The 23,747-nt window shown below is 62.5% G+C and carries 19 protein-coding genes and 1 pseudogene; 10 read left to right on the forward strand and 10 right to left on the reverse strand.

All coding sequences use genetic code 11. From position 1 onward, the window contains the following. Positions 1–4 precede the first annotated feature (4 nt). The 3 genes from KIP88_RS23955 to KIP88_RS23965 form a co-directional block, all read right to left on the reverse strand. Entirely contained in the window at positions 5–730 is a 726-nt protein-coding gene (locus tag KIP88_RS23955; RefSeq protein WP_249790979.1) for a polysaccharide biosynthesis/export family protein, read from the reverse strand. Next, on the reverse strand, positions 727–1,461 hold the full coding sequence (locus tag KIP88_RS23960) for a metallophosphoesterase family protein (RefSeq protein WP_214490456.1): 735 nt from the start codon (positions 1,459–1,461) through the stop codon (positions 727–729). Before KIP88_RS23960 ends, KIP88_RS23955 begins: the two co-directional genes overlap by 4 nt. A 68-nt stretch (positions 1,462–1,529) precedes the next feature. Continuing rightward, positions 1,530–1,670 (reverse strand): hypothetical protein, encoded by a 141-nt coding sequence (locus KIP88_RS23965; RefSeq protein WP_214490457.1) that lies wholly within the window; start codon positions 1,668–1,670, stop codon positions 1,530–1,532. A gap of 552 nt (positions 1,671–2,222) precedes the next feature. On the opposite strand from KIP88_RS23965, the gene KIP88_RS23970 reads away from it, so the two are divergent. From KIP88_RS23970 to KIP88_RS23990, 5 genes are all read left to right on the forward strand, one after another. Beyond that, a complete protein-coding gene (locus KIP88_RS23970) occupies positions 2,223–2,987 on the forward strand; it encodes a sugar transferase (protein ID WP_214490458.1) in 765 nt (254 codons plus the stop codon). A 38-nt stretch (positions 2,988–3,025) separates the two neighbouring features. Beyond that, complete coding sequence (locus KIP88_RS23975) at positions 3,026–4,459, forward strand: mannose-1-phosphate guanylyltransferase/mannose-6-phosphate isomerase (protein WP_214490566.1); 1,434 nt, start codon at positions 3,026–3,028, stop codon at positions 4,457–4,459. Positions 4,460–4,543: 84 nt separating this feature from the next. Next, positions 4,544–5,332 (forward strand): FkbM family methyltransferase, encoded by a 789-nt coding sequence (locus KIP88_RS23980; RefSeq protein ID WP_214490459.1) that lies wholly within the window; start codon positions 4,544–4,546, stop codon positions 5,330–5,332. A gap of 70 nt (positions 5,333–5,402) precedes the next feature. Further along, the gene (locus tag KIP88_RS23985; RefSeq protein ID WP_214490460.1) at positions 5,403–6,722 is read left to right on the forward strand and encodes a UDP-glucose/GDP-mannose dehydrogenase family protein; all 1,320 of its coding nucleotides are present in this window, start codon (positions 5,403–5,405) and stop codon (positions 6,720–6,722) included. Positions 6,723–6,741: 19 nt separating this feature from the next. Next, entirely contained in the window at positions 6,742–7,806 is a 1,065-nt protein-coding gene (locus KIP88_RS23990) for an NAD-dependent epimerase (RefSeq protein WP_214490461.1), read from the forward strand. On the opposite strand, the gene KIP88_RS23995 is transcribed toward KIP88_RS23990, so the two are convergent. Both KIP88_RS23995 and KIP88_RS24000 read right to left on the reverse strand, forming a co-directional pair. Beyond that, complete coding sequence (locus KIP88_RS23995; RefSeq protein ID WP_214490462.1) at positions 7,779–8,444, reverse strand: GntR family transcriptional regulator; 666 nt, start codon at positions 8,442–8,444, stop codon at positions 7,779–7,781. The genes KIP88_RS23990 and KIP88_RS23995 overlap by 28 nt on opposite strands. Positions 8,445–8,495: 51 nt before the next feature. Next, on the reverse strand, positions 8,496–9,905 hold the full coding sequence (locus KIP88_RS24000; protein WP_214490463.1) for an FAD-binding oxidoreductase: 1,410 nt from the start codon (positions 9,903–9,905) through the stop codon (positions 8,496–8,498). A gap of 148 nt (positions 9,906–10,053) precedes the next feature. Between KIP88_RS24000 and KIP88_RS24005 the strand changes: the two genes are divergently transcribed. Further along, complete coding sequence (locus tag KIP88_RS24005) at positions 10,054–10,935, forward strand: dihydrodipicolinate synthase family protein (RefSeq protein WP_214490464.1); 882 nt, start codon at positions 10,054–10,056, stop codon at positions 10,933–10,935. A 13-nt stretch (positions 10,936–10,948) separates the two neighbouring features. On the opposite strand, the gene KIP88_RS24010 is transcribed toward KIP88_RS24005, so the two are convergent. Continuing rightward, positions 10,949–11,893, reverse strand: coding sequence for a helix-turn-helix domain-containing protein (locus tag KIP88_RS24010; RefSeq protein ID WP_214490465.1), 945 nt, complete (start codon positions 11,891–11,893; stop codon positions 10,949–10,951). Positions 11,894–12,038: 145 nt separating this feature from the next. On the opposite strand from KIP88_RS24010, the gene KIP88_RS24015 reads away from it, so the two are divergent. Beyond that, a complete protein-coding gene (locus KIP88_RS24015) occupies positions 12,039–14,015 on the forward strand; it encodes a primary-amine oxidase (RefSeq protein ID WP_214490466.1) in 1,977 nt (658 codons plus the stop codon). 167 nt (positions 14,016–14,182) lie between these two features. Beyond that, on the forward strand, positions 14,183–15,805 hold the full coding sequence (gene ggt / locus KIP88_RS24020) for a gamma-glutamyltransferase (protein WP_214490467.1): 1,623 nt from the start codon (positions 14,183–14,185) through the stop codon (positions 15,803–15,805). Between the two features lie 513 nt (positions 15,806–16,318). On the opposite strand, the pseudogene KIP88_RS24025 reads toward ggt, so the two are convergent. Beyond that, positions 16,319–16,820 (reverse strand): annotated as a pseudogene (locus KIP88_RS24025) (adenylate/guanylate cyclase domain-containing protein); the annotation flags it as partial. Between the two features lie 204 nt (positions 16,821–17,024). On the opposite strand from KIP88_RS24025, the gene KIP88_RS24030 reads away from it, so the two are divergent. Next, positions 17,025–17,834, forward strand: coding sequence for an MBL fold metallo-hydrolase (locus tag KIP88_RS24030; RefSeq protein WP_214490468.1), 810 nt, complete (start codon positions 17,025–17,027; stop codon positions 17,832–17,834). 177 nt (positions 17,835–18,011) lie between these two features. Beyond that, positions 18,012–19,046: a glutathione S-transferase family protein gene (locus KIP88_RS24035; RefSeq protein ID WP_249790981.1), complete on the forward strand. Its 1,035-nt coding sequence runs from the start codon at positions 18,012–18,014 to the stop codon at positions 19,044–19,046. A 21-nt stretch (positions 19,047–19,067) separates the two neighbouring features. Here the strand turns inward: KIP88_RS24035 and KIP88_RS24040 are convergent, their stop codons facing one another. From KIP88_RS24040 to KIP88_RS24050, 3 genes are all read right to left on the reverse strand, one after another. Then, positions 19,068–20,144, reverse strand: coding sequence for a 2Fe-2S iron-sulfur cluster-binding protein (locus KIP88_RS24040; protein ID WP_214490469.1), 1,077 nt, complete (start codon positions 20,142–20,144; stop codon positions 19,068–19,070). Continuing rightward, positions 20,145–22,028 carry an ethylbenzene dehydrogenase-related protein gene (locus KIP88_RS24045; protein ID WP_214490470.1) on the reverse strand — a complete coding sequence of 628 codons (1,884 nt, stop codon included), beginning with the start codon at positions 22,026–22,028 and terminating at the stop codon, positions 20,145–20,147. Between the two features lie 261 nt (positions 22,029–22,289). Next, entirely contained in the window at positions 22,290–23,357 is a 1,068-nt protein-coding gene (locus tag KIP88_RS24050; RefSeq protein WP_214490471.1) for a hypothetical protein, read from the reverse strand. Between the last annotated feature and the right edge of the window lie 390 nt (positions 23,358–23,747).

Genomic DNA, 23,747 nt, shown 5'->3' on the forward strand with positions numbered 1-23,747 from the left:
AACGCTAGAAGTAGCGCTCCGGAATCCGAATGTTGTCGCCCGGGAAAACGGGAACAGGCGCATCGAGAGGCAAGATCTCTTCTCTACCGGCGCCCGCCCGGCGTAGATGGACCTTGCTTTCGTTGGCGCGATACGTGAATCCGCCGGCGCTTGCGACCGCGTCCATGACCGTCAGTCCGTTGCGATAAGGGTACTCACCGCTCTTCTTGACTTCGCCAAGGATGTAATACGGACGATACTGCGCGATCTCGACGTTCACGCGCGGATCGCGCACGATTCCCTTTGCAAGCGCGGATGCGATCGCTTTCTCGAGCTGCCGCGTCGTGGCACCGGCCGCCTTGATATGGCCCGCGAGTGGAATCGAAACCTGACCGCCATTGTCGATTTCATACTCGCCGGTGATGTCGGACTCGCCGTAGACCTTCAGCCTGATTCGGTCGTTCGGGCCAAGGATGTAACTTTCCGCAGACGATGCGGAGGGAGGCGTTTGTGCTGAAGCTTGAACCGAAACACTGGCACTGATGCCGGCGATCGCAAGGACGAAAAGAAGAAAGTGAAGCGTCGGGCCGGCGCTGGACGACCGTTGCTGCATGGCTGCATCTCCGTGAATGCAAGTACAGCTGCCGATCATAGAGAAGAAAAAACGGCGAAAGAATGTGAGAGCGAGAGTTCCATCGGATTGGAAGCGAGACGTGAAGACATCATAGTTCACAAGTCGTGTACGCGTCATAGAAAGAGAATCGTCGATCCTTCGATCGCGATGCAGGTCAATGTTCCCGTTCGCCACGCACATGTGTCGATGTTGATTCGGTTGTGATGGATGTCCGGATGCGGCACTGGCGTATGACCGTGCACGATGAATCGTTCGTGCTTCCGCGTGGAGTCGAGGAACTCGTTCCGAATCCAGATCAGATCGTTAACATCCTGATGTTCGATCGGAATGTTCGGGCGAATGCCGGCATGCACGAACAAGAAATCGCCGCAAGTAAACTGATTGCGCAAGCACTGCATGAACAATTCGTGTGCACGCGGAAACGCGTCAAAAAAGCGGCGCTGCAGATCGAGCGCTGTCTCGCTCTCGTCGCGCAGCTCGATGCCGTAGGATGCAAGCGTCTGCATGCCGCCTAATGGCTCCCAGTACTGCAGGATGGCCGGATCCTGAAGGAACCCTTCCATCACAGCTTCGTGGTTGCCGCGCAGACACACCGCACGATTGGCGACCAGACGTACCGCGAGCAAATCGAGCACCGTCCTGGAGTGCGGTCCGCGATCGACGTAGTCGCCGAGATAGACTTCGACCGTATGCGCGATCGGCCTGCGCCTGACGTCGTCGTCGATGCGCGCTGTGATCTCGCTCAACAGGTCGGCCCGGCCGTGGATGTCACCGACCGCATAGATGCGTGTATCCGCTGGCGCTGAAGCGTTAACGGAGCGCGAAGGTGCCGGGGACATTTGTTGCATGGTGCGCGATGTCGATCATGGAACCGGGTGGCGGTCAATACATCACGCAATACGCGGAAGTGATGTGTCTAGAAAAAGAGCAGGCGGACCAGGATAACGATCGTCACCCACGCCATCGCGTTTCCGATGATGATTCGGTTTCTGAGCCTGCGGTCAGGCAGCAATCTGTCGTGTTGCACCAGCGCGCGGCTGTGCAGACGTTCGGCCATCATGGGCGCCTCCCCGGAATTGTTCCGTGAAGTGGACGGCTCGCGAATCGCTGCCGTCTCTGTTTTCTTCCGAAGCCGTGCGACGACAGCAGCAACTCGTGCGCGTCAACTACCGCCTTTCATCACGCTGTGGCGTATCGCTGGGCATTCGATGAACAATCTCTCGTTCAAAACAACGCTGTGACAGGCATTTGTTGCCCGTGCAGCGACGCGGAGTGTGTTCAAGTGAACATCGAGAATCGAACAATGGATTTTGTTCCGCGATTCTCGAATATGCATAGCAGTGTCGAGTCACACGCAACCCGTTAACCGGGCAAATCGAAACTAAGCGCCTCCGAACAAACCAGAATATCGCGTCGCACAATCGCGTGCGCGATTCAGTTCCGGCGTTGCGCGAGACCTATTTCACTTTCGCGCCAAATTTCGCTCAAGATTTTGGAAAGTCTTTGCGGCCGAGAAAGTGCTGACATTCGCTGCTGCGAAATCGTCACGCGCGGTGCCGGGCAATTCGACGTGCTCGGTCACAGTCCGGTTCCAGCAGAGAGGAGACTCATGGCCTCGATCGTGACAGCCAACTTCGATCGGAACAACGTCACGCCGATTCGGAGAGAGCGGACAGAGATATCGGTCCGTCCTGTCGAGTTTGCCGGCGGCGGTATGCATGGTGCGTATCGAAGCCGCCGGCGTTCGCGCCGTGTCGCGCGGACTGAGCCGTCGTCGTCGATTGCAAAGCGCATCTTCGATATCGCCGCGGCAAGCAGCGCCGTGCTGTTTTTCGCCCCTCTCCTGATCGCAATTGCAATCGCGATAAAGGCGACGTCACCGGGCCCGGTGCTGTTCTTTCAGTACCGCTACGGTTATCGAAACCGCCGCTTCAAGATCTACAAGTTCCGCACGATGCGTAACGATGCCGGTGATGTGCGCGGCGTAAGGCAGACGGTGCAGGGCGATGCCCGCGTGACGCCGGTGGGGCGAATTCTGCGCAAGACCAGCCTCGACGAAATTCCGCAGCTGTTCAACGTGATCAAGGGCGACATGTCGCTGGTTGGGCCGCGGCCGCACGTTCCGGGAATGCTGGCGGCGGATTTGCCCTATGAAGACCTGGTGCCATATTATTTTCAACGCCATACGGCGCGGCCGGGCATTACCGGGCTTGCGCAGGTCAGCGGTTGCAGAGGAAGCACGGCCCAGTCCGGGCCTGCGATCTCGCGGATCGATTACGATCTCGATTACATCGAGAGATGGTCGCTGCGCATGGACGTCATGATCATCATCCGCACGATCCGCAAGGAATTCCTGTCGGGAAGCGGATTCTGACCAACGTCATCAAGACATTGAAGGACCATGCCATGGCGATGATCGAGCCGCGCGGCCGAATCGTACCCGTTCTCCTGTCAGGCGGCGCCGGCTCGCGGCTGTGGCCGCTGTCGCGCGAGACTTATCCCAAGCAATTGCTCTCGCTGCTTGGCGAAAACACCCTGCTGCAGCAGACGGCGCTGCGCGTCGACGATCGTTCGCTGTTTACCGAGCCGATGGTGATCGCAAACGCCGAGCATCGTTTTGCGATCGGCGAGCAGTTGCGCGCGGTCGGCGTCGATCGGCCGACCATCGTACTCGAACCGTTCGGAAGAAACACCGCGCCTGCGGTCGCGGTTGCAGCGCTGCTCGCCAGCGAGGCCGATCCCGACGCCGTGATACTGGCGATGCCGGTCGATCACTGGGTGCGCGATCACGTCGCATTTCGCGCCGCGATAGCGACGGGCGTCACGGCCGCGCGATACGGTCGATTCGTCCTGTTCGGCGTTCGGCCTTCGTCGGCGGCGACAGGCTTCGGCTATATCCGGATGGGCGACGAACTGGACGCCGCCTCGCCGATTCGCAACGTGGCCGGCTTCGTCGAGAAGCCGGATCTGGTGACGGTCGAGCGCCTGCTGGCGTGTGACGAGCATGTCTGGAACAGCGGGATATTTCTGCTGCCGGCGCGCCAGTTCATCGACGAACTGGCGCAGCGGGCGCCGGAGGTTCTCTCCGCCTGCCGCAAGGCATTGACGGGCGCAACCCGCGATCTCGATTTTCTTCGGCTCGAGGAGCGCGCGTTCGAGGCCTGCCCGAGCATCTCGATGGACTATGCGATCATGGAAAAGACCGACAATGCCGTGGTCGTTCCCGCCACATTCGACTGGAGCGATGTCGGAAGCTGGTCGGCCTTGTGGTCGATGGCGGAAAAGGATCCGTCGGGCAATGTGGTGATTGGCGATGCGGTGATGGAAGACACCTCGGGCTGCTATGTCCGCGGCGACGGGCAACTGGTCGCGGCGCTCGGGGTCGAGGATCTCGTCATTGCGACTTCGCCTGATGTGGTGCTGGTGACCAGCCGAAAGCGCGACCAGGATGTCGGAAAACTGGTCGAGCGCCTGAAGGCGACCGGCCATCGGTCGGCGACCCAGACCCACAGCGTGCATCGTCCGTGGGGCTACTATCAGTCGATCCATGCCGGCGACCGGTTCCAGGTCAAGCGTATCACCGTCAATCCCGGCGCCAAGCTGTCGCTGCAGAAACATTATCACCGCGCCGAACATTGGGTCGTGGTGAACGGCACCGCAATCGTGACGCGCGACGACGAAGAAATCCTGCTGCGCGAGAACGAGTCGATCTTTGTCCCGTTGGGATGCATGCATCGCCTGGAGAATCCCGGAAAGGTTCCGCTCAATCTGATCGAGGTCCAGTCTGGCTCCTATCTCGGGGAAGACGACATCGTTCGTGTGCAGGACATCTATGACCGCGTCTGAGGTGCGGCTGGGTGGGCAACACCCGCATCGAGGACGACGTGTCCCACAGCGAAGGCTGTGCGTGCGTCACCAAGGGAGGCGACGATGAACGCAAAGCAACAGGTCAAGGAGCTGGTGAAGGACGCGTTTCCTTCGGTCTGGCTGCAATGGCATTTCATGAAGCGCCCCAAATCGGCCGAGCGGGAACTGTCCTATCTCGACAAGGTGATTCCCGATGACGCGGTGACGGTGGACGTCGGGGCCAATTGCGGCCTGTACACGCGGCGGCTGGCGCGCCTTTCCCGGCAGGTCCATGCTTTCGAGCCCTCGCAGCAGATGGCCAGGCTGCTGCGCCGAACCTCGGCGCGGAATGTCAGCGTTCACGAGATCGCGCTGTCGGATCATGACGGCGATGCCGAACTGTTCATCCCGCAAGGCGATGACGGCCCGGTCTATGGCCTGGCCTCGCTGGAAGCACGAGCCGATCCGTCGGCCAGAACAGTCTCTGCCCATGTGCCGATCGCGCGGCTTGATGCGGTGATCGATCAGGACGTGGCGTTCGTGAAGATCGACGTCGAAGGCCACGAGTTGAACGTCCTGAACGGCGCCGTCGGGCTTCTGGAACGTTGCCAGCCGGTGTTCCTGGTGGAGGCGGAGGACCGTCATCGCGCCGAGGCGACGCGCCTGGTGTTCGAATTCTTCCGGAGCAAGTCCTATCGCGGCTTCTTCCTGAAAGGCAATGAGGTGATCGGCGTGGATCAGTTCGATTCCGACAGGCTCCAGGATGCCGGTGCGCTGCGACCAGACGGCGGACGCAAGGACGGGCAGTTCTACGTCAACAATTTCTTTTTCTTCCCCCGTCATCTCGACGGTGAATCGATATTGAGCAGCTAGCTCGTCGCTTCATCCCCACCCCCGTCGGCGCGCCTCGCGGCCGCGCGCGGCGTTTCAGACAGGAACCGTAATGCATATAGCGATGATTGGCGCCGGCTATGTCGGGCTGGTGTCAGGGGCGTGTTTTTCCGATTTCGGACATCAGGTCGTCTGTATCGACAGCAATGCGGAGAAGGTCGCCAGTCTCAACGATGGGGAGATGCCGATTCACGAGCCCGGATTGGCCGAGCTGGTGGCGCGAAATGTTGGCCAAGGCCGCCTGTCATTTGCGAGCGATCTGAAATCGGCCGTCAGCGAAGCGGAAGTGGTGTTCATCGCGGTCGGGACGCCGTCGCGCCGCGGCGATGGCCATGCCGATCTGTCCTATGTCTACGCGGCGGCGCGCGAGATCGCTACCGTGCTTCCGGAACGGGCGGTGGTGGTGACCAAGTCGACGGTTCCGGTCGGAACCGGCGACGAGGTTGAGCGCATCATCCGCGAAGAGAATCCGGATGCCACGGTTGCCGTCGTCTCGAATCCCGAGTTCCTGCGCGAGGGGGCAGCGATCCGCGACTTCAAGCATCCGGACCGGATCGTGATCGGAACGGATGATGCGCGCGCCCGCGGCGTGATGGCCGAGGTGTACCGGCCGCTTCACCTCAACGCGTCGCCGATCCTCTATACTGATCGCCGCACCGCCGAACTGACGAAATATGCCGCCAACTCCTTCCTTGCCACCAAGATCGCCTTCATCAACGAGATCGCGGACCTTGCCGAAAAGGTCGGCGCCAATGTGCAGGAAGTCGCGCGCGGCATCGGCCTCGACAACCGGATCGGCCAGAAATTCCTGCACGCCGGCCCGGGCTTCGGCGGCTCCTGTTTTCCGAAGGATGCGATGGCGCTGATCAAGACGGGCCAGGACAATGAATCGCCGGTGCGGATCGTGGAAACGGTGGTCGCCGTCAACGACCAGCGCAAGCGGGCGATGGCGCGCAAGGTCGCGAACGCGTTCGGCGGCAATCTTCGGGGAAAATCGATTGCGGTGCTCGGCGTGACCTTCAAGCCCGATACCGACGACATGCGCGACGCGCCTTCCATCCCGCTGATAACCGCACTGCAGGACATGGGCGCCGAGGTTCGCATCTTCGATCCCGTCGGCATGGAGCAGGCCAAGAAGGTATTCGAGAACGTCACCTTCTGCGACAACGCCTACCGTTGCGCCAAGGGATGCCACGCGCTCGTCATCGTCACCGAATGGGAGCAGTTTCGCGCGCTGGATCTGAAGGAATTGTCCGCCATCATGGCATGCCCCGTCATCGTCGATCTGCGCAACATCTACGCTCCGGAGGAGGTGGAGCGGAACGGCTTTCTGTACTGCGGCGTTGGTCGGCCGAAATCGGTGGCGTACTGACACGGAGGATGCAGGCACAATGTCCGATCAGCCAATTTTGCTAACGGGAGCCGCGGGCTTTATCGGATTCCACGTGGCGCAGCGATTGCTTCAGTCCGGTCATCGCGTCATTGGGGTCGATAATCTGAATGCGTATTACGATCCGCAGCTGAAGGCGGCGCGGCTTGATATTCTCCGCAACGATTCGCGCTTTCAGTTCGAGCGACTGGATCTCGCGGATCGTGTTGCGGTTCCGGAGTTGTTTGCGCGGCATCGGTTTCCCGTCGTCATCCACCTCGCTGCGCAAGCCGGCGTGCGGTATTCGCTCAGAGATCCCCATGCCTATGTGGATGCGAACCTGGTCGGTTTTACCAACATTCTGGAGGGATGCCGGCACAATGGCTGCCGTCACCTTTTGTTTGCGTCTTCGTCGGCGGTCTACGGGGCCAACAGGAAACTGCCGTTTTCGGTGCACGACAATGTCGATCATCCGATCAGCCTTTACGCCGCAAGCAAGAAGGCCAACGAGTTGATGGCCCATTCGTACAGCCATCTCTACGGGATTCCCTGCACCGGCCTGCGGTTCTTTACGGTGTATGGGCCGTGGTACCGGCCCGATATGGCCTTGTTCGTGTTCGCCGAAGCGATCGTCCGCGGCGATCCCATCAGATTGTTCAACGGCGGCCGGATGCTCCGCGACTTTACCTACGTCGACGACGTGACGGAGGCGCTGGTCCGACTGATCGATCGTGCGCCACAGGGAAAACCGCAGCGGCTGGGCGAAGCCCCGGATCCGGGATCAAGCACCGCGCCATGGCGCATCTACAATATCGGCAACAGCAAGCCGGAGGAGTTGCTGCGTGTCGTTGCGCTGCTGGAGCAGGAATTGGGACGCACGGCGACGAAGGAACTGCTGCCGATGCAGCCGGGCGATGTGCCGGCCACCTATGCCGATGTCGATGACCTCTCGCGCGACGTGGATTTCCGTCCCGCCACTTCCATCGAAGAAGGCATTCGCAGGTTCGCTGCGTGGTACCGTTCTTATTGCGAGAATCGGTCCGGCAGGAGCGGCGCCATTCAAGCCACTTCCAGCGCGCGCGCATAGGCGTGGCCGGAATTGCTGATGTGCAGGGTCATCAGTTTCGTAAAGCCTTCGAACTTCCCGCGCTCGAACAGATCAAGCAACTCGCGGTGCTGATCGAATGACGCCGGCGTCTGGACGTCGATCGGCGAACTCAAATTGGTGCGCAGCGCGGCGATCCGTCCAGCGATCAGCTGGTAGGACTGCATCAAATAATGATTGCCGCAATGGGCAAACAGCGCGTCATGGAACGCGGTGTCCGCCGATCCGTAGGCGAGCGTGTCCTTTGCCGCCACTGCCTGCTTCATGTCCGCGACCGCCGCCGTCAGTGCTTTCAGCGCGCCGTCGCGGTCATGGCCATAAGCGAGTTCGGCTGCGTTGGGCTCGATCAGGATACGGAAGTTGCAGAGTTCGACAATGTCGGCGGCACTGGGTGTGAAGACGAAGCTGCCGACCTGGGGCTTCACGACGACGAGCCCCTGCGCTTGCAGCAGGCTCATGGCCTCGCGAACAGGCGTGCGGCTGACGCCAAAGGACTGCGCCAGCATTTCCTCGGCGATGACGGCGCCGAGTTTCAGTTCGCCTTCGATGATCGCCTGGCGCAACCGCAGCATCACCTTCTGCGACAGCGATTTTGGCGTATCGAGCTTGAATGATTTCATGGCGTGATCGCTCGTTTCCTTTTGCTGCACCGCCTGCGATCTGCGGATCGATCAGATCACCTTCCCTGGATTGAGAAGGCCGTCGGGGTCAAGGGCCGCCTTCAGCGTGCGCATCAGCGCAATCTCGGCTTCACTGCGGGCATGCCCGAGCCACTTCTTCTTCAGTGTTCCGATGCCGTGCTCGGCCGAGACGCTGCCGCCCATCTCGCGGACCAGGCCGTAAACGATCTGGTCCATTTCTTCTTTCGGCTGTTGATCGACGCGCAAGCCCGGCACCCACGAAACCAGGTGTAGATTGCCGTCGCCGATATGCCCGTAATAGACGCTGTCGCAACCGGGAATGCCGGTTGCCAGCGCAGCTTTGCACCGCCGGACGAACTGGTCCATGCCGGCGACCTCAAGGCCGATGTCGTAGGGGATGTGCGGACCGAGCACCTGGCCGAATTCCGAACAGATGTCACGCACCGCCCAGAAAGCCTGGGTCTGTGCGACCGATTGCGATACCGCCGCATCGCTCAGCATCCCGCGTTCCATCAGCTCCGCAAGCCAGGCTTCGAACCGCGGCGCATCGGTTGCCTCGTCGGTGCCCTGTGCCTCGACCAGCACATAGAGGCCATGACTGGTGCCGACCGGCGAGCGAACGCCGGCACGATTGGTGATCACGTCCCAATAGTCGGGCCACATCACTTCGAACGCCGACAGCAGCGGACCCAGCCCGCTGCGCGCTTCGCTCAGGAGCGCAAGCACCGCGGCATAATCCGGAACGGCGCAGAGCGCGGCCATCGTCGAGCGCGGCTTTGGAAACAGCTTGAGCACCACGCGGGTGATGATGCCGAGCGTGCCTTCCGATCCGATGAAGAGATGCTTCAGGTCGTAGCCGGCGTTGTTCTTGATGAGCTTGTTGAGGCTGGTCATGATGGTGCCGTCGGGCAATACCACTTCGAGACCGAGCACGAGTTCACGTGTCATGCCGTAGCGAATGACGCGATTACCGCCGGCATTGGTGGAGAGATTGCCGCCGATCGCACACGAACCGCGCGAACCCAGATCGAGCGGAAAAAACATGCCGCGTTCGTCAGCCGCCTTCTGAATGGTCTCGAGCGACGTCCCGGCGCGCACCGTCATGGTCGCGCTCGCCGGATCGATTTCCTCGATGCCAACCATACGCTCCAGCGAGATCGCAACCCAGCCGGCCTCCGGGGAAGCGCCGCGGCACAGGCCGGTCAGTCCACCCTGTGGCACGTAACACAGCCCGGCCTTTCGGCAGGCGAGAACCGCGTCAGATACGCCGGCGGTATCGACCGGCCGCACGACGGCGAGCGGGCTCTGCGGCAGGCTTGCGCTCCAGTCGTTGGCATTGCGTGCCGGCACGTCGGCGCCGAGCAGAACGGCTTGGGCGCCGAGCTTCCGCTGCAACTGGCTGAGCGCTTCCTGGACTTCGTCGCGTTTCATGGCGTGCATGCGGTTGCCCGTTTCTTCGCGATATGTACCGCGCTGGGGGCCCGAAAAGCGGTGTTTCCGGCCCGAAATCTCTATCTTGTATGTAAGATACAAGAGCTGTCAACACCAGGGATCGGGGGCGCCCGTTCCGGCGACAAGGGAGCGAACAATGACCGACGCCATCCGCGGCTTTTGGGTAGCGACGCCGACGCCGCTGTCGGCCGACGACTCAGTGGATCATGTCCGGCTGGCACGTCATGTGTTCCAATTGTTCGCGAAGAAGGTCGACGGCGTGGTGCTGTTTGGTACCACCGGCGAGGGGACGTCGTTCAGCGCGGCCGAGCGGCTCGCGACCGTCGAAGCGCTTTTGAAGGCAGGCATCCCGGCGTCACGCATGGGTTTGGGCAGCGGCTTTCCGGCCTTGACCGACAGCGTCGCGCTGACCCGCTCGGCGTTGGCGCTGGGACTGCGGCACGTGTTGATATTGCCGCCTTACTTCTATCGCGACGCGAGCGCGGAAGGCATCGAGGACGCATTCGCCGCCATACTGGACGACGTCGCCGACGATCGGCTGCGGGCCACGCTCTATCATATTCCGCAGACCTCGGGCGTTGGCGTGCCGGCGTCAGTGGCGGCCAGTCTTCGTGCGCATTACGGAGAGATCGTCGCCGGCCTCAAGGACAGCAGCGCCGACTTCACACAGTTTCAGGCGTTTCGCGCCGCTGCGCCGGATCTGGCGATCACCGTGGGCAACGAGGTCGATATCGCGCGCGCGGTGGCGCAGGGCGGCGCCGGCACGATCTGTGGCTTGGGCAACATCGTCCCCCATCTCGTCCGGGCCATGCTCGATGGCGGTGACGCGGAGCCGCAGCTACGCGCAGTGCTCTCGGTCATCGGTGACCTGCCGTTTACGCCTGCGCTCAAGGCGATCCTCGCCGCGCAGACCGGCGATGCCGGCTGGCTGCGGGTCCGCGCGCCGCTCCGTGCAGTATCCGACGGTGCCGCGCTCACGGCAAAGCTGGATTCGCTGTCGCGGGCCGTTGCCGCCTGAGCGAAGCAGTGGACTAAGGCCCTGTCGGTGCGCCTTCGCGAAAATCCCGCGGCGTGACGCCAAATCTGTTCTTGAATGTGCGTGTGGCGTGGGCGGCATCGGAAAACCCGCACTGATGCGCAAGTCTCGCGATCGGAATGTTGGCCAGCGAATCCTGCCGCAGCAGATTTCGGAACAACTCGGCACGCAGATGAAGTAGATGCCGTTCGAACGTGGTCTCTCGGTCGGCAAAGATGCGATGAAACGTCCGCTCGGAGACGCCGAATTCGGCGGCAAGCGCCGGCGCAGACCGGGCACTGGCGATATTTGCCCTCAGATAGGTGTCGATCAGGCCGAACAAGTCTGGGCGGGCGAGTTGATGGCTGCTGCCTGCGGCAAGACGCAGCAGGGCCGACAGGTAGGCGACAATGTCTGGCTCGTCTTGTCGTGCGGGCGCGTCCGGCAACGAGATCGCCTCGCGAACCAACGCCGCAATCGAGCGCGCAACCGTCCCGGACAAGGGGACGGGCTTCGCGCATAACCGCTCCGCCTCGGGGACGGATCGCAACAGGGAAGCAGCGGGCACGGTCGCGATCAACACCTCCGCGCGCTGCTCGGGGCCGAACAGCCGATCCTCGAATGGACGCCGCGCGTCATAGAGCACGCCATATCCCGGATTGATCGTGCCTTCGTTGCCGGCTTGCACCATCGCGCTGTGCCCGCGGCGCTGGAAATCGAACATGAATTCGTCGGAGCCGGCCCGGCTCACGAGCCTGGCGTCGCGGGTGTAGCATTGTGGACTGCTGTCGAAGCGAACGAGCTTGGCATCGCCGATCTCGACGAACTCGAAGTGGCCGCTGACGATGGTGGAGCCGAGCGGCTTGGTCTCAATATTGGCGAATGACCGGCAGATGGCCTCGGTCCAATAGGCCCGCCGCTCGGTCGGACGGATCGGGTCGGTGGAGACGCTGATCGGCATAGTGCAGACAAGGTCCGGTTTGTGACGCCATAGCGTCGCCCAGTACCGGTAGCACTGGCAAGGGCCACGACATGGCAGGCTCATTCAAGACGCAGTGCCCGGCGCTGCCGTAGCCTGCGGCCATAGCTCCGGAATTTGGTCCGACATGGTACGCACAAAACCTTCCGCCGGCATAGATGCCGGTCATCCGCTCGATCCGCTCAGTGAAGCCGAGGTCGCGCTGGCGTCCGAGATATTGAGAGCCGCGAAGAATCTCGGGCCGGATACGCGATTTACCCATGTGCAATTGGAGGAGCCGGCCAAGTCCGCTGTGCTTGGATGGCAGCCGAACTCCAGGGTTCCCCGGTGCGCGGCCGCAACCCTGTTCGACAGCAAGACCGGCGTCGTGCATGTCGCCACCGTCGACATCGGATCGAAGACGGTGACGGCGTGGCGTGAGCAGCCGACCAGAGACCATCCGTACGGCCAGCCGCCGATCACGATCGAGGAGGTCTTCAAGGTCGGCGACATCGTCAAGGCCGATGCAGGCTGGCTTCGCGCGATGAAGCGCCGTGGACTTGATGACAAGGACATCGAGCTGGTCCAGGTCGATCCGTTCTCGGCCGGGTACTTCGACCGGGAGGCCGAGAAAGGCCGCCGGCTCGTCAGCGCCGTTTCCTATTGGCGCAAGGACCTCAAGGACAATGGCTATGCGCATCCCATCGAAGGTGTGGTCGCGCTCGTTGACCTGATCGAGAACAGGGTGGTCGACCTCGTCGACGAACCGGACGTCATTCCGATCCCGAAGAAATCGCGCAACTACGACCGCGCCTCGATCCCGCAGACGCGCAACGACGTGAAGCCGCTGGATGTCGTGCAGAAGGACGGGCCGAGCTTTACGGTCGATGGATGGAAGGTCGACTGGCAGAACTGGTCGTTCCGCGTCGGCTGGACCGCGCGCGAGGGTCTCGTGCTGCACCAGATATCGTTTCGCGACGGTGCGCGCGAGCGGCCGATCATCTATCGGGCCAGCGTCACCGACATGATCGTTCCCTATGCCGATCCGACTGCCAACCATTTCTGGAAATGCGCGTTCGATGCCGGCGAGTACGGGCTCGGCAAGCTCGCCAACGCGCTTGAGCTCGGCTGCGACTGCCTCGGCCATATCCACTATTTCGACGTGCCGGTCGCCGACGATTACGGCAAGCCGGGCATCATGAAGAATGCGATCTGCCTGCACGAGGAGGATTACGGCATCCTCTGGAAGCATTATGAATTCCGCAACGAGACCTTCGAGGTGCGGCGTTCACGGCGGCTCGTCATCTCGTTCTTCACGACGGTTGGAAACTACGACTACGGGTTCTTCTGGTACTTCTATCAGGACGGAACGATCCAGCTCGAAGTCAAGCTCACCGGCATCATCCAGACGGCGGCAATCGCAACGGGCAAGCCCTATCCGTGGGGCGGCATGGTGGCTGAGAATCTCGGCGGTCCCACTCACCAGCATTTCTTCAATGCCCGCCTCCACATGATGCTGGACGGCGAGGGCAATACGGTGACCGAGCACGAGTTCCGGCCACGGCCGTGGGGAACGGACAATCCGTACGGCAACGTGTTCGACACCACGACGCGGGTTCTCGCGCGCGAGCGCGACGCGGTCCGCGAGGCCGACGGGCGGACGGGGCGATACTGGAAGATCACCAATCCCAACAAGAAGAACAGCGTCGGCGGTCCGACGGCCTACAAGCTCTTGGCGCATAGCGCGCCGGTCATGTTGGCGCAGGAGGGCTGTTACATGACCTCGCGCGGCGGGTTTGCGACCAAGCATATCTGGGTGACGCGCTACGCCCCCGACGAGCGCTACGCCAGCGGTGAGTTCCCGAACCAGCATGCCGGCGGCGACGGCCTGCCGAAATATGCTGCCAAAAACCGCGCGATCGAAAATGAGGATATCGTAGTCTGGCACAGTTTCGGGGCGACCCATGTCTGCCGTCCCGAAGATTTTCCGGTGATGCCGGTCGAATATGTCGGCTTCACGCTGAAGCCGAACGGCTTCTTTGCCGAGAACCCGGCGATGGACCTGCCGCCCGACCGCAACAGCGCCAGCCGGGACAACCGCGACACGGGGTCATGCTGCGGCTGACGGTCCGCGCGGGTGCTTTTTGTTTCACCAGGCAAGGAGACTGACCATGAATCGCAGGAAGCTCCTCAAGGCTGCGCGTAACGCGGCCGCTGTCAAGCGCCGCCACCTACGACAATTACATGATCAGGCGGATCCGCGCCTGACGGCTTGCAAATCGGGGGCTTGAATTGGACATTCGTACCGGCCGGCCCGTCACGCTTGCCTCAAACGGCATGGTGACGTCGCCGCATTCGCTCGCCTCCGCGGCCGGCGTGGATGTGCTCCGCGCCGGGGGCTCTGCCATCGATGCGGCGATTGCGACCAGCGCGGTGCTCGCTGTCGTTTATCCGCATATGACCGGCCTCGGCGGCGATGCGTTCTGGCTCATTCATGACGGCGCGAGCGGTGAGATCCGCACCCTCAATGGCGGTGGCAAGGCCGCCGCCGGCGCCACGCTGTCCGCGCTCGAAGGGCGCGGGCTGACTGAAATTCTGCTTCGGGGCATTGTGCCGGCGACGCTGACGGTGCCGGGTGCGGTGGCAAGCTGGATCGAGGCGCACAGCGTCCATGGGCGGCTGCCGCTCCGCCGTGTGCTGGAAAGCGCTATTCGTTATGCGCGCGACGGCTTTCCGGTCACCGGCCGCCTTGCAAGCTTCATCGAGATGGTGCGCGATGATCTCTTGAGGGATCACGAAGCCGCCGCGTTGTTTTTCCCGCAAGGCGCGGCTGCGCCGCCCGGCGCCAGGCTCACCAACGCAAATCTGGCGCGCACGCTTCAATCGATCGGCGATGACGGGTGGCAGGGTTTCTACCAGGGGCCGGTCGCCGCCGAGATGGCGCGCTTCTCCGAGGAAAACGGTGGCCTGTTCCGGCTTGCCGATTTCGGCCGGCAAAAGGCCGTCTGGGGCGAGCCTCTTGTTGGCCGCTATCGCGACGTCACGGTCTTCAACACGCCGCCGCCGACGCAGGGATTTACCGTGCTCGAAATGCTAAACCTCGTCGAGCCCTACGAACTGCACAGAAAGGATTTCCTCGGGCCCGACCATGTCCATCTCCTGGTACAGGCCAAGCAGATCGCCTATCACGACCGCGATCAGGTGCTCGCCGATCCCGCGTTTACCGATGTGCCGGTCGAGCGGCTGATATCGAAGCAATACGCGGCCGAGCGCGGCCGGCTGATCGACGCAAGATCGGCATTGAAATGGGACATGGTGCCGTCCTTCGGCAGCCTGTCCGGCGATACGGTCTACATCGCCGCCGTCGATAGCTGTGGCAATGCGGCGTCGCTGATTCAAAGCCTGTATGGCGCATTCGGTTCCTGCGTGGTTGCGGGAAACACCGGCGTCATCCTGCAAAACCGCGGCGCCTATTTCTCGCTGGATCGCAATCACCCCAATCGCCTCGAGCCGGGCAAGGTCCCGCTGCATACGCTGATTGCCTCGATGGCCAAACGCGACGGCAAGCTCTGGAGCGTGCTCGGCTGCATGGGCGCGGATGGCCAGCCGCAGATCCAGATGCAGCTCTACTCGGCGATGATCGATTTCGGTCTCGATATCCAGGAAGCGATCGAGATGCCGCGGTTCCTGTCCGGCCGCTTCGCGCTCGGCGAAGCGCGCGACACGCTGCATATCGAGAGCCGCTTTCCCGAAGCGACGATCGATGCGCTCGCGCAACGCGGCCACACCATCAATCGTTGGGACGCCTGGAACGAAATGGCCGGTCACGCGCACGGCATCACGATCGATCGGCGGAACGGCATGTTGAGCGGCGGTTCCGATCCGCGCAGCGATGGCGCGGCGATCGGGTATTAGGTCATTGGATCAACGCTCGCTCAGTCGGGACAACCGTTGGACGGGAATGCGAAGGCAGGTGCCGATCTCAATCAAGATCACCTCTCATACATGCGGTGATAAAGGCTCGCTTTCCGTTCACGTCATTGACGGAGATCGTCCAACCTCGTTGAGTCGCTAAAACCTCGCAGGATTGAAGGGAACGCTTTGTAGCGTCCGATGCGTTTATCGCTGAATTGGTGCGACGGATGACCGGGGCGGGCGTTGACGATGCCGGAGGTGGGGTCGTCGGCGGTGCCGTCGTGAGCGCCGGCGCTGGGGGTGTCGGCGCCGGCGGCAGTGTTACGGCGGCAGTTGAACTTGATAAAGTCTTGCTGTCGATTCTCTGAGCTGCATGAAAGAGAGCAAAAGCCGCAGTGCATAGCACGATGGCGCCGATGACTGCGACCGAAAGCCACTTCTTGGCCGATCTTGCGCTTGCTGGAGTGGCGGTCACCTGCGGCTTCGCATGAGTACGGCCATCGTCCCACGTCACTACAAGGTAGGCATGAACCGGCTCCGGAATATTCTTCACTTTCCGCGCGCCGATGTCGACAAATCGCGCGGACAGCTTGTTGGTCACCTGCTCATGCACCGCGCGCGAAATACAGATGCCGCCAGCTTCAGCCAGGCCTTCCAGGCGCGCGGCGATATTGACGCCATCGCCGAGCAGATCGCCCTCGCGCTCAACAACGTCGCCGATGCCAATGCCGATCCGGTAGCTCATCTGCCGGCTGTCCGGATAAGCGAGGTTCCGCGTGCGCAGGCTTTCCTGGATATCGATGGCGCAGCGCACCGCTTCGACTGCGCTGGGGAATTCTGCAAGAAAGGCATCGCCCGCGGCATTGAAGATGCGGCCGCCAGCTATCGCAATGAGATCGTCGGTGGTGGATCGATAGGACGCCATTCGCCGCAGCGTCTCTTCTTCGTCGTCAGCGACCAACCTGCCGTAGTCGGCGATGTGAGCTACCAGAATTGCGGCGATCTTGCGCCTCATGAAGATGGCATCCCGTACAAGACGGTCGCAGCAAATGCTCCCAGGTTAGGACAACTGGGGCGATCACGGCGAGGCCGCCGGTCAGCGTCAAACGAAGCCTATCGGTCGTCTATCCAGGCCGCAATACCAAAACGTCCCGTAACGTGCCAGAATTGCTTGGTTCTTTTGTTTTGCGTTAACCACGCCCTGAATAGGAGCACCGCTATGCCGCTGTGGACCTGCGAACAATGTGGGGCCCAGTTTCCCGAAAGCGCTGAGCCGCCGCGCGCTTGCCCGGTGTGTGAGGACGAGCGGCAATATGTGAACTGGAAGGGCCAGGCATGGCTCACACGTGAGGAACTGGCGAAAAATCACAAGCTCGTCTGGCGCGACGATCTCGGCATTCCCGGCATCGCCGTCGAGCCGGGTTTTGCGATCGGGCAGCGCGCGCTGTTGGTGCCCGAGGCCGATGGCTGCGTGATGTGGGACTGTGTGTCGTTGGCCACCCCGGAGGCCATCGACTACGTCCGCTCGCTCGGCGGCCTGAAGGCGATCGCCGTTTCGCATCCGCATTATTATGGCGCGGTTGCCGATTGGAGCGAAGCGTTCGGCGGCGTGCCGGTGTATCTGCATGGCGACGATCGCGCTCTTGTCACGCGGCCGCATCCCGCTATCGTGCCATGGACCGGCGACAGCCATCGGATATCGGACGATATCCTTCTGGTGAGAACGGGCGGACATTTCGCCGGCGGCACGATCCTGCACTGGCGCGCGGGCGCGGAGGGGCGTGGCGCGCTGCTCACCGGCGACGTCGCGATGGTGGCAATGGATCGCCGTTCGCTCAGCTTCATGTACAGTTTTCCGAACTACATTCCGCTCAACGCCGCGGCGGTGCGCCGGATCTGGGCCGCGGTCGAGCCGCTGGCGTTCGACCGCATCTATGGCGCGTGGTGGAGCCGCAACATCGCCGACAATGCCAAGGCGGCGTTCGAGATGTCCGTCCGGCGGTATATCGCGGCAATCTCCACACAATAGCGTTTTCGAGCGAAGTGGGTACCGGTTCGCGTGAGGAAAACGCGTCAAAACAATAATCTAGAGCTTCGGTTCTGCTTGAATCAGAACCGAAGCTCTAAGCGCTCCCATCTTTATGGGGCTTCTCCCTCCGTTGCATTGTGGGCAGGATGAACGCCAACAAGAAACGGGGGAAGCATCATGTCGTCGTCACCTTTGATCCTATTGGGCGCGCCGGGTTCGCCCTATACGCGCAAGATGCTGGCAGCGCTGCGCTACCGCCGCATTCCCTATCGTCTCCTGGTCGGCTCGCACCGCACGCCGACCGATCTGCCCAAACCAAAACCGCAACTGCTTCCGACGTTCTATTTCACCAAGGACGACGGCTCGATCGAGGCGGTCGTCGATTCGACGCCGCTGCTGCGCCGCTTCGAGCGTGACTATCCCGACCGCAAGCTCGTCCCGTCAGACCCGGCGATCGCCTTCCTCGATTATCTCCTCGAGGACTTTGCCGACGAATGGCTCACCAAGGCGATGTTTCACTATCGCTGGCATTTTCCTGGCGATGCGGAGCAGGCCGCGGAAATCCTGCCACGCTGGTCGGTGAAACCAATGACCGACGCCGCGCTCGCGCCGGTCAAGGCCTTCATCAAGGAGCGGCAGATCTCCCGTCTCTATGTCGTCGGCTCGAACGACATCACCGCATCCGTCATCGAGGCGAGCTATCGCCGCACCCTCGGCGCCATGAAACGCCACCTGGAATATCACCCGTTCCTGATGGGCGCGCGTCCCGGCACATCGGATTTTGCGGCCTATGGCCAGTTGACCCAACTGGCGCGATTCGATCCGACGCCGACCGCGATCACGCTCGCCGAGGCGCCGCGGCTGTTCGCCTGGACCGAGGTGCTGGAAGATCTCTCCGGCGTCGAACCCACCGAGGCCGACTGGATTTCACGCGATGCCATTCCGGCGACGCTGCGAGACCTGTTCGTGGAAATGGGCCGGGTCTATGTTCCTGTCATGCTGGCAAACGCCAAAGCGGTCATGCAGGGCGCAAAGAAAGTCGAGACCGAAGTGGACGGCCTGCCTTGGGTGCAGGAGCCATTCCCGTATCAGGCCAAATGCGTCAAGTGGATCGGCGAGGAATACGCCAGGCTCGACGACGCCGCGCGGCAGGTTGTGTCGTCGATCATCGCTGGTACCGGATGCGAGAGGCTGCTGGCTCCCGCAGCGTGACGGTGGCTAACCCGCGGCCGGCTAGCGGTTGCCGGCTCCCACCGCAGCCACGCCGCGATTCATCGGCGCCGGCTGCGACGGGATGGCGCCGCTTTTGGGCTCGTTGAGCCAGCCGGTGAGGCGCGACATCAGGCCCGCCTGTTCAGCCGTCCTCGGCTCCTGCACGAACGGGTCGGTGTAGCACCTGGCGCCTGCGGCTTTTGCCATCCGCGCCACCGCATCGGTCATCGCCGGTGCGCCCGCGGTATAGACCACGTCGTCCGGCGACAGCGTTGGCAGATGATCGGTCGGCCGGCCGCTCTGAATGGCGTGCGAGATTTGTTGCGGCTCCGACACCATCGGGATCAGCGTGACGTTGGGAAACAGCGCCAGCCGGCACAGCGCGGCATGCATGTAGAGCGAGCGGATGCTGCGGGCCTGCACGATGAAGACCATTTCGCGCTGCGGCTGCTCCATGATCGCGGCGACCGCGACCGACCACATCGGGGCGAAGCCGGTACCGCTGGCGACGAGAACGATACGGCCGGCATGGCCTTTCCTGAAAAAGGCGCGCCCGTACGGTCCCGTCAGCTTGACGCGGTGCCCGGCGCGGATTTCCTGGCCGAGCGCCGAGGTGACCTGCCCACCCGCGACGTTCCGGATGTGAAAGTGCAGTAGATGATCGTGCGGAGCGCCTTCCAGCGGAAAGGTCGGGCTGTAGGGCCGTGCCGGGAATCCCTGAAACTGCAGCTTGCAATATTGGCCGGGAAGGTAGTCGAGCGGCTTCGGCAGCTCGATGTCGACACCCACCACGTCGGGCGCGAGCTGAACGGTCTGCGCCACTTCCGCCGACAGCGCCACCGGCTCGGGAGCGGCCTCGATCGCAATCTCCAGATCGGAGACGATTCGGGCCTGGCAGGCATGGATCATGTCGTCGCCCCGGCTGTGGCCGCCGAACACCTGGCCGTCGACCAGGCGCACGCGGCAGGCGCCGCAGATTCCGGAGCGGCAATCATGCGGAAGATCGACGCCGTTCATCAACGCCCAATCGAGCAGCAGCTCGCCGCGATTCGCCAGAAACGGCTCGTCGTTGATCGTGACTTTGCAAATTTTTGACATTCATTCCACCTCGATACGAATGGGCCGGACGTGCCGCGTATGTCTGATCTGGCTGTGGTCGAAAGCGGCGACCCGCATGAAGACGCCGGTCTTGATCGGCACGTCAAACTGACTTGTTGTGTCGAGCCGGCGTTTCACCTCGAGCGCCCAAAGGCCGGAGGCCCAGCGGGCTGCACTTCGAACGTCGGCGCGGTCGCCTGAAAATTCGCCGTTCAGGATGACGCCCGGGATCACGGTCCCCGTCGGGACGCGGGCGTCGACGTCGGTCGAATAGGGCACTGAATCCTTCTCGGTCATGAACCAGCGCGCGCCGTCGCTTTCGCCGTGGTTGGGATCGAGGTCGACATCCCCCAGCGCGTCCGTCGTGGCGGCGACGACTTTGGGCAGGCGCAGCGGGGCGACCAGGCGGCTGCGACGCGGACCGCCTGACGTGTCGGCCTCGACGGTGAAATTGTCCCGGTAGTTTGCCGTGCCCGGATCGGGCGCGAAGCCGCCCTTGTACGGAACGACGTTTGCCGCCTGCATCGGGGTCGGATTCAACGGAGGTCCGAAATGGGCGTCGTCCATCCATCCGGCAGCACCGCTCGTCGCCTTCCACTGCCAGACATCGGCATAGCCGGTTTCCGTGTAATGCAGCCCGCGGCCGCTCATGGTTGCCGGCGCGCCGGCGACCGGCTGCGGCCCTGGATGAAAGGTTCGGCCGCCGGCCAGCGTGACATCCGAGGTGGTCAGCAGCACCGAAAACTTGTCTTCGTTGTAGCGATGCTCGTCGCCGAGCTGAAAGCCGGAATGAAGCAGGTGCCATCCATCGGCTTCCTTGACGAGCGGCAGGTGCTTCAGCGAGCGCGTCGAATCTTGCCAGGTGAAGAGGAAATACGCATGCGTGCCGTCATGCACTGCGCGGACCTCGATTCGGGTTTCTCCCTTGCCGTCGAAATTTCCGCCTTCTCCGGTCAGCAGCGAAAACGGCTTGACGCCACGCCAGGCCCGATCGGACGTGTCGCCGTCGAGGACCGGCGCGTCGGCGGCGTTGATGCGGCGAATCTGCACGCTGTCCACCGCCAGCCGATCGGTCGCCACGATGAGCGAGGCGCCGGTGATCGCGGCGGCGGCCGCGACCACGAACGCATTGGCCTGCAGGGTCGGGTTTCGCGAGCGCGCAGGCCCGGCCTGGGGTCGCGGCGCTTGATCCGGCTCAGGCGTTCGATCGCGGCGCGCCTCTGCGCGCGGCTGCAGCGGGTGGGACGAGGCGTCGGGCGGCGCATCCTGGTTTTCGGATTGCTGCGAACGCGCCGACTGCTCGGCCAGCATGCCCAGTAGTTCGGCGGCATCGAGCCGCGGCGGCGGCGCAGGCAGCGGGGCTGGACGAAAGATGCGCAGCAGTTGCGCGGCGCCGCCGCTCTTGAACTGGGTCAGGACATGCAGGACGACAAAGGCGAGGATCACCCAGGTCCCCACCCAGTGCAGCATCGCGACGTCGTAGCCGGAGTAGAAGCCGAAATAGAGCGCGCCGCCGCTGACCAGCAGCACCGACATCGTGACAAAGAAAATCCAGTACATCAGCGCGATCATGGCGCTCAACCTCGCCTGCCCGCGGCCGAACAGCCCGCGCAGGCGAACCTTGTCGAGCTGGACGCGGCGGCCGAGCCCGGAGCGGAGCATATAGACGATGTAGCCGATCGCGACGGCGACCAGGACGATCGCGGCCTGCATATGGGCGATCCATACGCTGTCACGCGGCAGCACGGCATCGAACCAGTTGATCCAGGTTCGGTCGGGTGTTTCAGTCGCAATGCGTAAACCGGTAACGAGCGCAACGGCGAAGGCTGCCACGAACGTCCAGTGTAGAATGATGGTCCCATAATCCGTCTTACGCTGCCTCACGCATACGCCCCGCTACTTCACTTACCGAACAGCAACCGCGCCGATTCCTCCAACCACCGATGTCGCTGCCGTACCAATGATGGTCCCCAAAGCCGTTGTTGGGGCCATCGTCTAGATCGTCCTTTGCGGGGGCAGGCCAATGAAAAGGTCTTCTGTGCGCCCGCTGCGTGAGCCTGATCGGCGAACGCGTTTCTTGATGTGATGCATTGGCCTCCAGCGCCGCGAGAGCATCGGGGACGCTGGAGGCCGCGCCGCGCGCCGCTAGCCCCACGTGTGATGTAAATGATGTGCCAATTCGGGTGCGCCCGACTGGCTGTGATCGACGACGATCGTGGGGGCTTCCGTTGTTACAATCGTGGCCGGCACATCGCCGACCGCGATGGTGGCAACTTGCGGTGCGGCCTGGGTTTCGCTGGCGCCGATGATGTTGACGGCCTGCTGTCCAGACTGACCTTGCGCAATCATGCTTGCCAGATTGATATCGCCCGTAACGATATCGGTGATATCGCCACTGCTGTTCTGTGCCGCACCAGGAGGGACGTCCCCCTTGTTGATCTGGCTGAGTTCGAGCTGGATCTGGTGCACGATCTCGTCGGCATCCTCGACGGTCAACCCAACGAACAGGTCAGGGTTTGCAGCAATCAACGCTTCCATCTCTGCTATCGCAGCATCGAGGTTCTCGTCGGTCTGCGCCATGTTCTCGGTGTCGCCGGCCTCCGCCAGATTGGTGGTCTCCTCCGAACTGGCGTCCGGCGCGGTGTCCGCCGTCTTGTCAGCGGGGGCAGAATCGGGCGCCGCGACTGGTTCGGTTACTGGCGCCGTCGGATTCGCCAGCACGGGATCGGTATTGACGGCGTTGAGGATACTGAGATGGCTGGCGCGCAGCGCTTGTTCTGCGCCGGGCGTGCTGCCTCCACCACTCACCGAGGTGTTGGCTGCCGAGATGGCGGCGGTGATGTCGGACAACATCGCCTGAACATGGCCGAGCGCGGCGCCGGAAAACTGGCCTGTATTGAGTTCGGCCAGCACATTGTTCTGCACCGTCGTGAGATCGTTGGTGTGGTTTGCCATGCTGCCAGTTCGCTGGCCGCCTTGGTCGAGGGCGCTTTGCGACAAAGCATCCATCGGCGGCCGAGCCATGCCGTTGAAGGTGGCGCCGAGGTCGGAGAAATTCGAACCGATCGGTCGTGTCATCGTTTGGCTGGCCGGCAGCGTTTCCTCTGATGGCAGCGTGGACGACGAATCCGGAGCGACCGACGGACCGGCGGCTTCATCGGTCGGGAGATCGGGATCGACGTCGGGCTGATGTCCGTGAGCAAAGCGAGCCATTATTATTCGCCCCTGTTATTCCTGGAATTCATGACATGTGCGCATGCCCCCGCCGGGGAGCAGGATGGGCGCACGGTGAAGGATCAGTTAGCTTCGTGGCGTCATTCGGCCCACACAGCGACTATTGAGCGCCGAAGCAAGGTGATAGACGGACGAATCCGTGACGCCCGCCGCGCCGAAAAACGGCGAAGAAAGCGCGTTCGAAAGCAAGGATAGAGAAGGATATCGCAGCCCTTGTCTGTGTCCGTTGCGGGAGTCCGCGGCGCTGTCGCTCTTGTGCCGAAATTTTACGCGGGCCGCGTGCACATGGGATCAGCGACAACAAGGCCTTTGCCATCGTTCTACCCACGAGCGAACTTGAACAATCGGCATTCGTCGCATTCCTGCCGA

This window comes from Bradyrhizobium sp. SRL28 (assembly GCF_018596315.1).
Classification (GTDB): Bacteria; Pseudomonadota; Alphaproteobacteria; order Rhizobiales; family Xanthobacteraceae; genus Bradyrhizobium.